Genomic DNA, 14,976 nt, shown 5'->3' on the forward strand with positions numbered 1-14,976 from the left:
CCTCAATCTCCCTGGCAACGTGGCTCAAATGAAAATACGAACAGATTGCTCAGACAATATTTTCCAAAAGGAACTGACTTATCGGTTCACAGCCAGCAAAGACTTAACAGTGTTGCCAGACAGCTCAACGAAAGGCCGAGAAAAACGCTAGACTATGAATCACCCGCAGACCGGTTCAATAAGTGTGTTGCGTCCATCAGTTGAACTCACAGCGAAGAGCGGACATCGATTAAAGCATTTTGAATGAGTCAAAAAGGAGCAGCGTAATGCTAAATGAAAGAAAATTTGAGGTATAAATTCAAATGCTTTGTAAAAAAGATGGCTAACCAGAAGTTGGTAGCATTCTTACAGAATTTATCTAAATTTTATGTGCTTACTTCCTTTAAATGCTTTCTTTAAATCCTTTTGAAATTTATCAATGAGCTTGTCTGCATAGTCTTCTGCGATATCCATCGCTTTAGCCTTCACAACAAATATGAGAGAAGTCACATCATTTTCGCGCCCGCAGTTTGCGCACACAATCAGCGAGCCATGAAGAGGGACGTAGTTTTCGTGTGGAAATGCAAACAGCTCGGAGTGGCAGAAAGTGCATCTCAGGCCGATGGATTTCTTCAGTTCTTCCATGTGGCTTACCTTTTTATAAAAGTCCGGTAAGAGAACCAGCAACACCGCCTACTACAGAAGAAGTTAGCGGATGCTCTAAGAACTTTGTTAAAAGCGATTTAGCTTCTGCCTTTTCTTCTGAAGTCGCTTCTGCACGGTCAATTTTGTCTATCACTTCCTGAAAGACATTGTAAATATTTTGCTTATTACCATCGCCTACCTGAGCTGACCCGGCAACATGGATAGCGCCAATCGTATAACTGCTCCTTGCAAGTTCATAGGAACGGTTCTTACCGTGCTTAACCGACAGCGCGCGGCTCTGTCCCTCTTCTGTCAGTGTGACATGATCGTATCTGTCTGACATATTTTTCAACAAGCCGCGGGAATTACATCTATTTATAATTCCAAATAAAATTTCTTCTGACCAGCCATGTAACTTTTCAATTTCATTACGATCCCCTTGCTCCTGAGCAAAACCCCAATACGTATCCGTTATAGTTCCCCCAATTCGTTCCATATCGTCGTTCATAAAAATCAATAAAGCATCAATATCGTTTTGAATTTTATCCGAATCCATTTGTATTCCTTTTTAATAGAGTGCTGTAGTTGAGACCGGGAAATGTATAACCATTATAATTTACGCCTGAGCTTGACGTTCATACAAATTATCACATTTAGAAAATAATTCATGGACAAAAGCCGCGGTGTAGGTATCCCTGCAATAAGAACCATCAACTTTTAGAGTCTCTGGCACTCCAACTTCCGCTTTTGGCACAAAACAAGCTCGTCGTGGACGTAGCATCTGCTATGAGCGGTGAGTTCAATGGCTCAACGTATAAAGGATGCATGTTCCAAAATCATCCTGATATTGTTTACCCAAATGACACATCTTTAGCAATAAGGTCTACCTTCAGACAGGCCTTATTGCCCGGGCAGTGTTATTTTCAATGACTATTACGCCGAAAATTAAGCGCCTTCAACCAGCACAAAAGTTCCGGTCGCCGCGCCTGCACGCAGTGCTCTGGCGGCCTGATATCCGGGGCTCTCATAAAAACGTCTGGCTTCGTCAAAAGAAGCAAACTCAAAAACGACGTGCCGTTCATGGGATTCTCCCTCAAGATTTTCATACTGACCTGACCAGGCAATGATTTCAGGACTGAACTCCTGCATTGCCTCTCCGGCAGCCCTGGCATATTCGGCGTAGGCGACAGCGTCTGAAACGGTGATATGCGCGATTAAATAGCCTTTTTTCATTTATTTATCTCTTTTTTCCGAGGGGATGTATTCCGGCGCAATGCAGTTTTGCACGCAAACATGCAATGCGCAGGATGCGGGGTCTTACAGTGTTTTAATCTCATTCTGAGAACTGGAGAATGCCTGGCGGCGAGCGGCGTCCTGGTGCTCAATCATCCACCCTGGATAAAAAGGCGGCAGGGCGCTGATCGCATCCAGTCGGATCAGCTCCTCTGCTGTCAGAATGATACTCGCTGCGCCCAGGTTGTCCTCAAGCTGATCGATTCGCTTAACGCCGATAATGACGCTGGTGACGTATGGTCTGGCCAGTAACCAGGCAAGCGCTATGCGGCTGACCGATACGCCGTGTTGTTCTGCAATGGCGCGCATTTCGGCAACACATTGCCAGGCCAGATCGGGATCAACGGGTGGGAAATTGAATTTGCTTCGGCGGGTATCGCCTTCCGGTGATGAATCGGGCCCGAATTTTCCTGAAAGTAATCCGCCGGCAAGTGGAGACCAGACAAGAAGACCCATATTTTCTTCACGGACCAGAGGTACTAACTCGCGCTCCACGTCACGACCAGCAATAGAGTAATACGCCTGTAGAGTCTCAAATCGTATGGCGCATAACGCTTCACTCAGGCCCAGCGCCTTGCCGAGTTTCCCTGCGGACCAGTTCGACACGCCAACATAGCGGACCAGACCTTGTCGCGTCAGATCGTCAAGAGCACGTAACGTTTCCTCTACGGGCGTGACAGGATCGCTCGCATGAATCTGGTATAAATCAATATGATCGACCTGAAGTCTTTCCAGACTCCTCTGGACAGAATCCATAATATGACCACGTGATGCTCCCTGAGCGTTGGGGCCAGGCCCCATCACCCCGCCTGTTTTTGTGGCAAGAATAATGTCGCTGCGTGCAACGCCAAGCTCTTTTAGCGCAATTCCTGTAATACGTTCAGACTGACCGAAGGAATAAATATCGGCGGTATCGATAAAGTTAATTCCGCCGGTGAGCGCTCTCGCGACAAGCTGATTTGCTTCGTCCTGTTGTACTGCGCCTATGGAGGACCACATACCCGCATCCGCGTTGCCGCCCAACGTCATTGTGCCGAGGCACAATTCCGAAACAAACAAGCCTGTACGCCCAAGTTGCTTATATTTCATTTACTTCACCTTCCTCGTAGGCCGTGACCCCGGGTGCTGATTCAGGATTTGCACGGGTTTTTTTCAATGACTCTGTGGATGGATTGGGTGAAACTGTGCGGCAATATTTGCAACACGTGCGCCATAAAGGCGGGCTGTTTCAAGATCCCCTGATGACATTTCTTCAGGAGAAGCATCGGCAGGGGTTTGTGCCATAGGACCGATATTTGAGCCCATTCGATTAAGGTCATCGCGTAATGAGGCCTTGGTGTTCGAGGATTTAATGTCCATGTTGACCCAGATACCGCCGTGCTGCCCGGCCAGCAAAAAGAAATAGGCCAGGGTATTCAGCTTGTCACCATTGATGCTTGCGCTGTTGGTAAAACCGCCGAAGATTTTGTTAACCCATTTCCCCTCAAACCAGGGTTTCGACGAGGCGTCGGCAAATTTTTTGAACTGCCAGCTCGGTCCACCCATATAGGTGGGCGAACCGAACAGAATCACGTCCGCCTCGCTGAGCTTTGTCCATTCGCCTTCAGCAATGTTTCCTTCGGGATCGATAGCGACCAGTGTGGCGCTGGCACCTTCAGCTACAGCCGACGCCATCCGTTCTGTATGCCCATAGCCAGAGTGATAGACGACTACAGATTTAATCGTTGAAAGGTTTTGAGTCATGATAATTGCCTTCATCAAGCGCCTGCGTGGGATAACGCGGTGTGAAGACAGTCTATTAAGTATTAAAGTAGGTATAAATAATGTAAAAATTAACGCACTGTTATCCCGGTGATGAACAATGAAAAATCTTGAGGCACTGAATATTTTTGCGCGCGTGGCAGAAATGAAGAGCTTTACCCTGGCGGCTGAAAGCCTCGGTATTCAGAAAGGACGCGCCTCTGTGGTGGTGCGCGAGCTCGAACAGGATGTAGGCGCTACGCTTTTGCACCGAACCACTCGGAGCGTGCAGTTAACTGAAGATGGCCGCATTTTTTATTCGCGAGCCCGCGACCTGCTGGCCGAGGCAGAGGAACTTCGGTCAATGTTTTCTGCTGGCGGAATGTCACTTCGAGGGCGTTTACGTGTCGACATGCCGGCTATTCTGGCGCAAAGCGTCGTTATTCCTGCATTGACACAACTTCTGGAAGATCACCCGGAATTTGAACTTGAGCTTTCAAGCACTGACCGCCGTGTTGATCTGGTTCTGGAAGGATTTGATTGCGTCATTCGTCTCGGTCCCCTTGTTGATGAAACCCTGATTGCCCGGCCGCTGGGACAATTACGGATGATCAATGCGGCAAGTCCTTGCTATCTGAAGCGCTTCGGTGTGCCACAGTCGATTGATGACCTTCTCAGTCAGGGACACAGGATGGTTCATTACATGCGGAATTTTGGTGCGAAACCTGATGGATGGGAATATCCGTCAGGTGAGGGTTACGAGTCTCTGATGTTACCTGGCACAATGACGGTCAATAGCGTACCGGCCTACCATGAAGCAGGGCTGGCAGGTTTGGGGTTAATTCAGGGAGGTTATTCCGCACTCGTACCCCATATCAAACGTGGAACATTGGTTGAAGTCCTTCCCAACCTGCGGCCCAGGCCGCTCAATGCATCTTTCGTCGTCGCGCACCGGCGCAATCTGTCGCAACGAGTGAGGGCTTTTATGAGTTGGACTGAAGAAGTGTTGAAACCATATTTTGACTGAAGTCTGGAAAACGGAGCAGGTCAAAGTCAACGTGTTGACCTGCTCCGTTAATACGAACGGGTGTTTGCAACGGTCGCTTCCGGCGGTGAGTTCAACGGGTCGATGCTTAAACAAGGTGACGTTGCCATACAACAGAGAAACGCACTTACTGCACTCAGATCATAAAGCGATTTTTTGGAACAGATAGCGGCCGGTTAGCGCTGTCATGTGTGCCACGTGATCATGCCGGACGCAGCACCCAAAAGTTATGCGGACGATCCCCTTTCTTGCGTTGTAAACCAATGCTTAACATCCAGGATGGCCCGGGCAAAAACGTCAGGTTGCTCCTGGGGAAAATTGTGGCCGCACGTGGCGCTGCGGTGTGAGTGCCTGCCGGCAAATAAACGCGCATGATGCGCGGTTCCATCCGGCTTTAGGGGATCGCGTATGCCATCGAGGGTGACGGCAGGAATCGTGATGAGCGGACGTTGTGCCAGCTTGTTTTCCAGGGGTTGCAGGTCGGGGTTACCAGCCTCTGCCCCCGCCATCCATCGATAGCAGTGAATGACCACCTCGACAAAATCGGGATTGTCGAACGAGGCGGCAGAGCGGTCGTAGGTGCTGTCATCGAAGACCCATCCCGGTGACCAGTCGCGCCAGAGCAGGCGGCATAGCGCTTGCCGATTTTCATAGAGGCACTTACGGCCTCGTTCCGACTGGAAAAGATGCTGATACCAGCAGGTACGTTCAAGAGCTGGCGCCGCAGGCTGAAGCTGCTGCTGAACATCAATCACGTCATATCCGCCGTAGGAAACGAGCGCGCCGAAGCGATCCGGCCAGAGCGCTGCCGCAGCGCACGAAGCATTGCCGCCCCAGTCGAAGCCGGCCAGCACCGGCTGATGAAGGCCGAGCGCATCAGCAAGATGAACGATATCCAGCGCACGTGCGGCCTGCTGTCCGCTCCTGATGCATGCCGACGATTTGAACCGCGTTCCACCGAAACCGCGACACCACGGTCGGATCACGCGGGCACCTGCGGCAACGAGGGCCGGTACGACATCGTCGAACGCATGGACATCGTAGGGAAAACCGTGGGACAGGATGACTGGCCAGCCGGTATGTGCGCCATCGTCCAGATAAGCGATGTGAAGAGCGTCGGTTTCGATAATCTTCATGATGCGGACGCTGCGATCGTAGCGATAAAGCTGCGCAGGTCCGCCAGCATTGAGTGTGGCTCTTCAAGAGCCGCGAAATGTCCTCCTGACGGCATGTCGGTGTAACGCACGACGTTGTAAGTCTTCGCCAGAAATGAACGCGGAGCGGGAATAAACACAGGGTCCGGAAACGCTGCTACTGCCATTGGCACTTTGATACGCGTTCCTGCCGGAAAAAGGTTCGATTGTTCGAGCCGCATGCCCCGATAAATCCAGGTTGCTGTCGCCATTGCCGACGTGCCGACATAGAGCATGATGTTCGTGAGCAGTTGCTCTTCCGTATAGCGTGCCCAAAGATCAGGACTGCCGTCGGCCTGTTCAGGCAGGTCTGACCACATGCCGAATTTTTCGAGTATCCAGGCAGCAGCACCCGTCGGACTATCAGTCAGTGCCGCACCGAGCGTGTCGGGGCGGGTTTCCTGCTCCTGACTGTAAGCGCCTTCGCGACGAAGGTTGGCGTCACGCTGCGACAACCATTGTTTTTCCGCCTCAGACGTGGGCATGGCATCCTCAGCGAAAATGTATGCCATATTAACGTGAAAGCCCAACAGGGCGTCGGGGTTGTAGTAAGCCATCCAGCTTGCAATATGCGCCCCCCAGTCGCCGCCCTGGACGATATAGCGTTCATCGCCAAACAGCTGAACCATGAGGGAGTGCATGATGCCGGCCGCCCGTGCCGGGCCGATAATGCTCGTGACAGGGTTCGAAAAGGCAAATCCCGGCAGCGAGGGTACGACGATATCGTGACCATCCGCAGCCAGGGGCTTGAGGAGTTGCCCGAACTCGATGAACGATCCTGGCCAGCCATGCAGCAGCATTAATGGCGGCTTCGAACCATCCCCTTTGATGTGGATAAAATGGACAGGCTGATTTTCTACCGTGGTCAGATAATGCGGCAGTTCGTTCAGTCTGCGCTCCGTAGCCCGCCAGTCGAAACGATCTCGCCAGTATTCAACCAGCCGCTTCAGGTCGGCTTTACCGACCCCGTGATCCCATCCATGGTCATCGGGTAGATTACGCCAGTCGAAGTCAGCGATCTTGCGTTGCAGGTTTGCTAAAACATTCTCCGACAGACAAATTTCGTAGCGTTTCATGCTTACCTCGCTGTGATGATACGCAATGGTGTAAAACATAGCATACGTCATCGCGCTTTTTGCGGCGCAGAAGGAACGGTTAAATTCAATGTTTTAAAAGGCAATCAGTCGCGTTTCCTCTGAGCGAGCAGGCGACTTGATGAAGAGAACGCTCAAACGCCGCTTCTGGTAGCTGGCAGGGGGCACATTGCTCAGTAATTAAAAAACATTAATATCAAAGGAATGTTGATATTTTTATAAGACAAACTGTATTCACTTTATCATTCAGTCACCGTCAGCGTTATCCCCTTTCCGGCTCAAGTTCCCGCAAGGGAAGCGAGCAGAGTGGGCATGGGTGTGGTTAATCTTACGCCTTTGAATAAGAAGAATTTTCTTCTGCATCCGCCAATTCCATCTTCACCGGCGCGAGTTTTACGTCACGTGTCTGAGGCTTCAGAACCAAACATCTCTTTCCGCAACAGCACAATCTCTTCCGCCAGATCGCGGCAGAGCATCGCGTTCATTAAATGATCCTGCGCGTGCACCAGGATCAGCGTCACCGGCACTTTCCCGCAGCCCTCATCGGCTCCGATTAGCTGTGTCTGAATGTGATGCGCCCCTTTCGATGCGTCAAGCGAGGCGGCCAACGCCTCCTCGGCCTGAGCCCACTGACGCTTGCGGGCAAACTGGATCGCGCTCATTGCATGAGAACGTGCTTCGCCTGCGCTGATTAACAGCTCCATCATGGTTTGCTCAAAATCCATAGTGCCTCCGGTTATTGGTATGCCAAATTTGCTTAATTAATCCTATCGGAATACCAATAATCACTTCTGCGAGTTGAATCACAGAAAATTAAGAGGGTTTGTTTACTTTTGGTATGCCAAGAGAACGGAATTTCACCAGGGCAATAAAAATACCGGAACGACTGACCACTTACTTCTGAGGTATGACGCATGTCTCTACAGGATCGGCTTATCGACTCACTGGGAAGCTTTGCCACCAAATTCAACAGCTATCGCTACATCATGGCGATCAAAGCCTCGTTCATCACGCTGATGCCGGTGATAATCGTGGGTGCCTTCTCGGTGCTCATTTCCAATATGGTGCTGGATGCTAAAAACGGCCTGGCAAGCTTTCAGGCGCTGGCATTCCTTGCTGAACTCAAACCCATCACCACCAGCATCAACTACGCCACGCTCAGCTTTCTGAATATCGGCGCGGTGTTTTTGATTGGTATTGAGCTGGGAAAAATCAACGGCATCAAAACGCTGTTCCCCGGCCTGCTGGCGATTATCTGTTTCATCGCCGTGACGCCCACCACCATCACCATGCTGGTTGATGGGCAGATGCACGAGGTTACCGACGTGCTGGCGAAACAGTTTTCCGATACCAAGAGCCTGTTTCTCGGCATGTTTATCGCTATTTTATCGGTCGAAATCTACTGCCGGCTGGAGAACGTCGAGCGGCTGAAAATCAAAATGCCGGATACCGTCCCGCCAAACGTTGCGGCGTCGTTCTCGGCGCTGATCCCGGCCATTATCACCGTTTCGGCTATCGCCACGCTCGGCTTCATCTTTCATCGCGTGACCGGCATGTATCTCTATGACGCCGTCTATCGCGTGGTGCAGCAGCCGCTGGAGTCGGTGGTACAGAGCCTCTGGGGTATCCTGCTGCTGATGTTCGTCGCCCAGCTCTTCTGGGTGATCGGCATTCACGGCAACCAGATGGTGAAACCGATTCGCGAGCCGCTGCTGCTGGGCGCGATCCTCGTCAATATGAACGCGTTCGAGCAGGGCAAAGAGGTGCCGAATATCATCACCATGCCGTTCTGGGACGTCTACATGAGCATCGGCGGCTCCGGTCTGACCATCGGCCTGCTCAGCGCAGTGATGCTGGCGACCAAACGTAAAGAGATGCGCGAAATCGCCAAGCTCTCATTCGGCCCCGGCCTGTTTAACATCAACGAACCGGTGATTTTCGGTATGCCGATCATGCTGAACCCGATTCTGGCTATTCCTTTCATTATTACGCCACTGATCACCGGATCGATCGGTTACTTCGCCACGGTGACCGGCTTCGCCGGCAAAGCGGTGGTGATGGTGCCCTGGACCACGCCGCCGATCATCAATGCCTGGCTGTCCACCGCCGGATCGATGGGCGCGGTGATCACGCAGATCGTCTGCATCCTTGTTTCCGTGTTGGTTTACCTGCCGTTTGTGAAAATTGCTGCGCGCCGGGCCGAGGCGGCGGAAGCAAAAGCCATGCAGCCTGAAATCGTTAACTAAGGAGAAGAAATGAGCAAGGTCACCGTCACTATTCCTGACGACTTCATACTCGGTGCCGCCGCATCCGCCTGGCAAACAGAGGGCTGGAGCGGCAAAAAGCCGGGGCAGGACTCTTATCTTGATGCCTGGTACAAAAACGACCGCCACGTCTGGCACAACGGCTACGGCCCGGCGGGCGCCACTGACTTTATCAACCGCTTTCGGGAAGACGTGGCGCTGATGAAAGCCGCCGGACTGACCCACTATCGCACTTCGATTAACTGGTCGCGTTTTCTCACTGACTACGAAAACGTTATCGTGGACGAAGAGTATGCGACTTATTACGACAGCCTGATCGACGAGCTGCATGCGAATGGCATTGAGCCGATGCTCTGCCTGGAACACTACGAACTGCCTGCCGCATTATTGCAGCAGTACGGCGGCTGGGGATCTAAAAAAGTGGTTGAACTCTACGTGCGCTACGCGGAAAAAGCGTTCGCGCGCTTTGCGGGCAAAGTGACGCGCTGGTTCACCTTCAATGAACCGATCGTGGTGCAAACCCGCGTCTATCTTGACGCGCTGCGCTGGCCTTACGAGCAGAACACCGGCAAGTGGATGCAGTGGAATCATCATAAAAATCTCGCCACGGCAAAAGTTATTAAGCTGTTCCGGGAAAAAGGCTATCAGGGCACGGTCGGCACCATTCTTAATCCGGAGGTGACGTATCCACGCTCAACGGCGCCGCATGATGTGAAGGCGGCAGAGATTTACGATCTGTTCTTCAATCGCGTCTTTCTCGATCCGGCTATCAAGGGCGAATATCCGGCAAAACTGCTGGCGCTGCTGGCTACGCATCGCGTGAACTGGGATTACAACGAAGAAGAGATGCGGCTGATTGCAGAGAACCACGTCGATGAAGTAGGCATCAACCTCTATTATCCACATCGGGTAAAAGCACCGTCACGCGCCTGGCACCCGGAAACGCCGTTCCATCCCGCTTACTACTATGAACATTTTGAACTGCCGGGCCGCCGGATGAACAAATCGCGCGGCTGGGAGATCCAGCCGCAGATCATCTATGACATGGCGATGCGAATGAAAAACGACTACGGCAACGTGCCGTGGTTTATTGCCGAAAACGGCATGGGCATTGAAAACGAAGCGCAGTTTAAAAATGCTGACGGAGAGATCCAGGACGACTACCGAATCGACTTCATCGGCGAACATCTTTATCAGGCGTTGAAAGCGCGCGAAGCGGGCGCTAACTGCCAGGGCTACATGCTGTGGGCCTTTACCGATAACGTTTCGCCGATGAACGCCTTCAAAAATCGCTACGGACTGATTGAAATCGACCTGGAAAACCAGCGCGCACGGCGAATGAAAAAATCTGCGCGCTGGTATCGCACGCTGCGCGATGCGCGCCAGCTTACCCTCAGCCTTGATGATGAAATGAAATAGGGATCGACAATGAAAAGAATCGTACTGGCCTGCGCGGCAGGCATGTCCACCTCGATGGTGGTTTCACGCATGGAAAAAGAGGCGGCGAGCCGCGGCGTGGAATATAAAATCTACGCCATTCCGGAGCAGAATCTGCGTGATGAACTGCAAAATTACGGCAGCGACATTATTGTGGTACTGCTCGGCCCGCAGGTGCGCTTCAAGCTGGAGGAGAACCGAAAGCTCACCGATGGCTATCGCATCCCGATCGCGGTGATTGATTCTGTCGCTTATGGCACGCTGAACGGCGCAAAAGTACTCGATCAGGCGCTGGCTTTGGTAGACTGGAACGAGTAACTCGCCCGGCGTTCGCCAAATGATGCGAACGCCGCGGGTGATCATGGTCAATAAGCGAAAGGTGAATGAGTGGAAAAGGGCGCGCCGGGGCAAGAGAAAAAACAGTATCAGGAAATCGGCCAGCATTTGCGCCAGCAAATTATTGACGGCCACTATGCAGTGGGATCGCGGCTGCCGCCCGAACGCAATATTGCGGAAACCTGGGGCGTCAGCCGCACTATCGTGCGTGAAGCGCTGCTGATGCTGGAGCTGGAAGGCACGGTAGATATCCGCCAAAGCTCCGGCGTCTACGTGATGCGTATTCCTTCTGAAAGCAGCGACGAAGAAGAAGCGTTTTTTCGCAGCGACGTCGGTCCGTTTGAGATGCTCCAGGCGCGCCAGTTACTGGAAAGTAACATCGCCGCTTTCGCTGCAAAAATGGCGACCAAAGCGGATATTGAAAACCTGAAGCGTATTCTGGAGCAGGAACAGAAGGCGATAGCGATCAACGATAACAGTCAGGACAACGACAAAATGTTCCACCTGCTGCTGGCGGGCGCCACGCAGAACCAAATGCTGCTGGATACCGTCACCAGCATCTGGCGTCATCATGAAAACAGCCCGCTGTGGCGTCAGCTACGCAGCCATATCGAAACACGCAGCTATCGGCTGAAATGGCTGGGCGACCACCAGACCATTCTCGCCGCGCTGCGTCGCCGCGACGTGATGGGATCGTGGCAGGCGATGTGGCAACATCTCGAAAACGTAAAGCACTCACTGCTGGAGCTTTCCGATTCGGACGCGCCTGATTTTGACGGCTACCTGTTTGAATCGGTACCGATTTTTCAGGGCAAGCTGGTTTAGGGGGGCGAACCGACGGAATGGCGGCGCACCAGCGTCGGACTGAACATGGTGGTGACGTCCGGGCGCGGTTGATCATTGGCTAACGCCAGCGCCAGTTCGGCCGCCTGCTGCGCCATGGTGACGATCGGGTAACGCACCGTGGTCAGACGCGGACGCACGTAGCGCGACACCAGCACATCATCAAAGCCAATCAACGACATCTCTTCCGGCACGCGCACGCCGTTATCGCTCAGCACCGCCAGCGCGCCCGCCGCCATTGAGTCGTTATAGCAGGCTACGGCGGTAAACGGTTTGCCACGACCAAGCAGCTCGGTCATCGCATGCTCGCCGCCCACTTCATCCGGTTCGCCCAGCGCCACCAGACGATCGTTGCAGGGCAGGTCGTGCTCTTTCAGCGCGTCGTAATAGCCTTGCAGGCGATCTTCCGCATCGGAAATGGAGTGATTCGAGCAGATCCATGCAATGTTCTGGTGTCCCTGCTGAACCAGATGGCGGGTTGCCAGCCAGGCGCCGTAGCGATCGTCCAGCGCGATGCAGCGCTGCTCAAAGCCGGGCAGGGCGCGGTTAATCAACACCATGCCGGGGATCTGCTGCATCAGCGGCACCAGCTCGGCATCGGGGATTTTTTTGGCGTGCACCACCAGCGCACCGCAGCGGTGGCGGATCAGCTGTTCAATGGCCTGGCGCTCTTTCTGCTCATTATGATAACCATTGCCAATCAGCAGAAAGTTACCGGTTTGATAAGCCACCTCTTCCACGGCTTTCACCATCGCGCCAAAAAAAGGATCGGAAACGTCGCCAACCACTAATCCCATGGTTTCGGTGGACTGCTGCGCAAGCGCGCGCGCGTTGGCATTGGGATGATACTGAAGCTCCAGCATGGCGCTGGTCACCGCCAGTCGCGAACTTTCGCTCGCTTTCGGCGAGTGGTTAATAACGCGGGAGACCGTCGCGACGGAAACGCCCGCAAGTCTGGCAACATCCTTAATGGTAGCCATTGGCCTTCCTGGGTAAGCGGTTACATTAAGATAAGTGTTGCGGAAATCCCCTGTCACTTCAAGCACGCAGAATGCCAGCGCGGTCGCAAAGCCTGACAATTCAGCCAACGTGCTATTGAGCGTAAATTGGCGACAGATGTTTCAGTAGTGTGAAAATGCTATGCTGACGTCAGAAAAAAATCGCCTGCCGGAATGCGTCATGACCATCAAAAAAGTGCCACATCTTGCCCACTGGGGCGCCTTTAACGCCATTGTTGAAGACGGAAGGCTTCTGCGCTGCGAACCTTTCTTCGCTGACAGCGACCCGTCACCCATGCTGAAAACCATCCCCGAGCTGGTTTATTCCGATCGGCGCATTCGTCGACCAATGGTACGCCGTTCGTGGCTCCGCTCGCGGGAAAACAGCGATCGCACCCTGCGCGGTCGGGAAGATTTTATTGAGGTGGACTGGGAAACGGCGCTGGATCTGGTTGCCGACGAGAACCGCCGGGTGCGCGCGCGTTACGGTGCGGAGGGCATTTTCAACGGCTCTTACGGCTGGTCATCGGCGGGCCGCGTCAATCACGCACGCACGCTGGTTCGCCGTTTTTACTTTACCGGCGGCGGCGGTATCGATCAGCAGGGCAACTACAGCTGGGGCGCGGCACAGTTCTTTCTGCCTTACGTTATCGGCACCTACATGCCGCTGACCGGGCGGGTTACCGACTGGCCGGACGTCATCGAACACAGCGAAATTTTCATCGCGTTCGGCGGGCTGGCGCTGAAAAATGGTCAGGTGGCGTCCGGCGGGGCGGGGCAGCACAGCCTGAAACCGGCGCTGCTTGAACTGGCAGCAAAAGGCACGCCGGTCATTAACATCAGCCCGATGCGTGACGACTGCCCGGCGTTCGTTAATGCTGAATGGATACCTGTTCGCCCCAACACCGATGTGGCGCTGATGCTGGCGCTCGGTTTTGAAATTGAACGTCTGAACGCGGTGGATAACGCTTTTCTGTCGCGCTACTGCGTGGGCTATCCGCAGCTTCGCGACTATCTGCTGGGGAAAAACGACAACACGCCGAAAACGGCGCAGTGGGCGAGCGAGATCACCGGCATTCCCGCGCAGCGCATTGAGCGCCTGGCAAAACAGCTGATCGGCAAACGCAGCTTTATCACCTGTTCCTATTCGGTACAGCGTGCGCATCGTGGCGAGCAGCCCTACTGGATGATGATTGCGCTCTCGTCGATGCTCGGCCAGCCGGGCCTGCCGGGCGCGGGTTTCTCCTTCGGGCACGGTTCGATGAACAGCGTGGGTAACCCACGCGTGGAAGGCCCGGCGCCGCTGATGTCAACCGGCGTCAATCCGATTGCCGATCGGGCGATCCCGGTGGCGCGCATCTGCGATATGCTGCTGCATCCGGGCGAACCTTACACCTTTCAGGGGCAGACGCACGCCTACCCGGACATTCACCTGATGCACTGGGCGGGCGGCAATCCTTTCCATCACCATCAGCAGCTTAACCGGCTGGTGGCGGGCTGGCAGCGTCCCGACACGGTGATCGTGCAGGATATCGTCTGGACGCCAGCGGCGCAGATGGCGGACATCGTACTGCCGGTCACCACCACGCTGGAGCGCAATGATATCGGCGGCTCCTCGCGCGATCGCTTCGTGCTGGCTATGCATCAGGCGATTAAACCGCAGCATCAGGCGCGCAACGACTTCGATATTTTTGCCGATCTTGCTGAGCGCCTTGGCTATCGCGACGTCTTCACTGAAAACCGCAACGAAGCGCAGTGGATCGAACATCTTTACCAGCAGTGCGCGGCGGCCCACCAGCGGCGCGGCATGGAATGGCCGGATTTCAACACCTTCTGGACGCGTGGCTACGTTGAGGTGCCCGAAGGGGAAAAACGCTTCGTTTATATGGCGGATTTTCGTCAGGACCCGGAAGCGAACCCCATCAATACCGCCAGCGGAAAAATCGAGCTGTTCAGCGAGACGCTTGCAGGCTTCAGGCTGCCCGATTTTGCGCCGCATCCTGAATGGCAGCCGCCGCAGGAGTGGCTGGGCAATGCGCTGAGCCAGCGCTTTCCGCTGCATATGATCTCTATTCAGCCAGCGGATCGCCTGCACAGTCAGATGGACGC

Annotated in this window: 16 protein-coding genes; 7 read left to right on the forward strand and 9 right to left on the reverse strand. The window is 53.7% G+C overall.

All coding sequences use genetic code 11. From position 1 onward, the window contains the following. The coding region (locus GS12_RS23620) for an IS30 family transposase (protein WP_160279923.1) at positions 1-204 on the forward strand (204 nt) is incomplete at its 5' end. 150 nt (positions 205-354) lie between these two features. Here the strand turns inward: GS12_RS23620 and GS12_RS19970 are convergent. From GS12_RS19970 to GS12_RS19990, 5 genes are all read right to left on the reverse strand, one after another. Next, positions 355-624, reverse strand: coding sequence for a hypothetical protein (locus GS12_RS19970; protein ID WP_034950123.1), 270 nt, complete (start codon positions 622-624; stop codon positions 355-357). A 13-nt stretch (positions 625-637) separates the two neighbouring features. Further along, a complete protein-coding gene (locus GS12_RS19975; RefSeq protein WP_034950126.1) occupies positions 638-1,180 on the reverse strand; it encodes a hypothetical protein in 543 nt (180 codons plus the stop codon). Between the two features lie 389 nt (positions 1,181-1,569). Beyond that, positions 1,570-1,857 carry a DUF1330 domain-containing protein gene (locus GS12_RS19980; protein ID WP_034916734.1) on the reverse strand — a complete coding sequence of 96 codons (288 nt, stop codon included), beginning with the start codon at positions 1,855-1,857 and terminating at the stop codon, positions 1,570-1,572. 84 nt (positions 1,858-1,941) lie between these two features. After that, positions 1,942-3,006 carry an aldo/keto reductase gene (locus GS12_RS19985; RefSeq protein WP_034950129.1) on the reverse strand — a complete coding sequence of 355 codons (1,065 nt, stop codon included), beginning with the start codon at positions 3,004-3,006 and terminating at the stop codon, positions 1,942-1,944. Between the two features lie 63 nt (positions 3,007-3,069). After that, on the reverse strand, positions 3,070-3,675 hold the full coding sequence (locus GS12_RS19990) for a flavodoxin family protein (RefSeq protein WP_235421265.1): 606 nt from the start codon (positions 3,673-3,675) through the stop codon (positions 3,070-3,072). A 103-nt stretch (positions 3,676-3,778) separates the two neighbouring features. Here GS12_RS19990 and GS12_RS19995 point away from each other — a divergent pair, with 103 nt between their 5' ends. After that, positions 3,779-4,684 (forward strand): LysR family transcriptional regulator, encoded by a 906-nt coding sequence (locus GS12_RS19995; RefSeq protein ID WP_034950131.1) that lies wholly within the window; start codon positions 3,779-3,781, stop codon positions 4,682-4,684. A gap of 245 nt (positions 4,685-4,929) precedes the next feature. Here the strand turns inward: GS12_RS19995 and GS12_RS20000 are convergent, their stop codons facing one another. From GS12_RS20000 to GS12_RS20010, 3 genes are all read right to left on the reverse strand, one after another. Beyond that, on the reverse strand, positions 4,930-5,838 hold the full coding sequence (locus GS12_RS20000; protein ID WP_034950134.1) for an alpha/beta fold hydrolase: 909 nt from the start codon (positions 5,836-5,838) through the stop codon (positions 4,930-4,932). Continuing rightward, positions 5,835-6,971: an epoxide hydrolase gene (locus GS12_RS20005; RefSeq protein ID WP_034950150.1), complete on the reverse strand. Its 1,137-nt coding sequence runs from the start codon at positions 6,969-6,971 to the stop codon at positions 5,835-5,837. The genes GS12_RS20000 and GS12_RS20005 overlap by 4 nt, the downstream gene beginning before the upstream one ends. A gap of 416 nt (positions 6,972-7,387) precedes the next feature. After that, positions 7,388-7,714, reverse strand: coding sequence for a PTS lactose/cellobiose transporter subunit IIA (locus GS12_RS20010; protein WP_034950136.1), 327 nt, complete (start codon positions 7,712-7,714; stop codon positions 7,388-7,390). A gap of 189 nt (positions 7,715-7,903) precedes the next feature. On the opposite strand from GS12_RS20010, the gene GS12_RS20015 reads away from it, so the two are divergent. From GS12_RS20015 to GS12_RS20030, 4 genes are all read left to right on the forward strand, one after another. Next, positions 7,904-9,235 (forward strand): PTS sugar transporter subunit IIC, encoded by a 1,332-nt coding sequence (locus GS12_RS20015; RefSeq protein ID WP_034916724.1) that lies wholly within the window; start codon positions 7,904-7,906, stop codon positions 9,233-9,235. 9 nt (positions 9,236-9,244) lie between these two features. Beyond that, on the forward strand, positions 9,245-10,672 hold the full coding sequence (locus GS12_RS20020) for a glycoside hydrolase family 1 protein (RefSeq protein ID WP_034950139.1): 1,428 nt from the start codon (positions 9,245-9,247) through the stop codon (positions 10,670-10,672). 9 nt (positions 10,673-10,681) lie between these two features. Then, a complete protein-coding gene (locus tag GS12_RS20025) occupies positions 10,682-11,008 on the forward strand; it encodes a PTS sugar transporter subunit IIB (RefSeq protein ID WP_034950142.1) in 327 nt (108 codons plus the stop codon). Between the two features lie 69 nt (positions 11,009-11,077). Next, positions 11,078-11,851, forward strand: a complete 774-nt coding sequence (locus tag GS12_RS20030; protein ID WP_034916718.1) for an FCD domain-containing protein — start codon at positions 11,078-11,080, stop codon at positions 11,849-11,851. Here the strand turns inward: GS12_RS20030 and galR are convergent. Continuing rightward, on the reverse strand, positions 11,848-12,849 hold the full coding sequence (galR, locus tag GS12_RS20035; RefSeq protein ID WP_034950145.1) for an HTH-type transcriptional regulator GalR: 1,002 nt from the start codon (positions 12,847-12,849) through the stop codon (positions 11,848-11,850). The genes GS12_RS20030 and galR overlap by 4 nt on opposite strands. A gap of 199 nt (positions 12,850-13,048) precedes the next feature. Here galR and GS12_RS20040 point away from each other — a divergent pair. Beyond that, positions 13,049-14,976: molybdopterin-dependent oxidoreductase (locus GS12_RS20040; RefSeq protein ID WP_034950153.1), on the forward strand; the 1,928-nt coding region annotated here is incomplete at its 3' end.

It is taken from the genome of Erwinia oleae, from assembly GCF_000770305.1.
Taxonomy (GTDB): Bacteria; Pseudomonadota; Gammaproteobacteria; order Enterobacterales; family Enterobacteriaceae; genus Erwinia; species Erwinia oleae.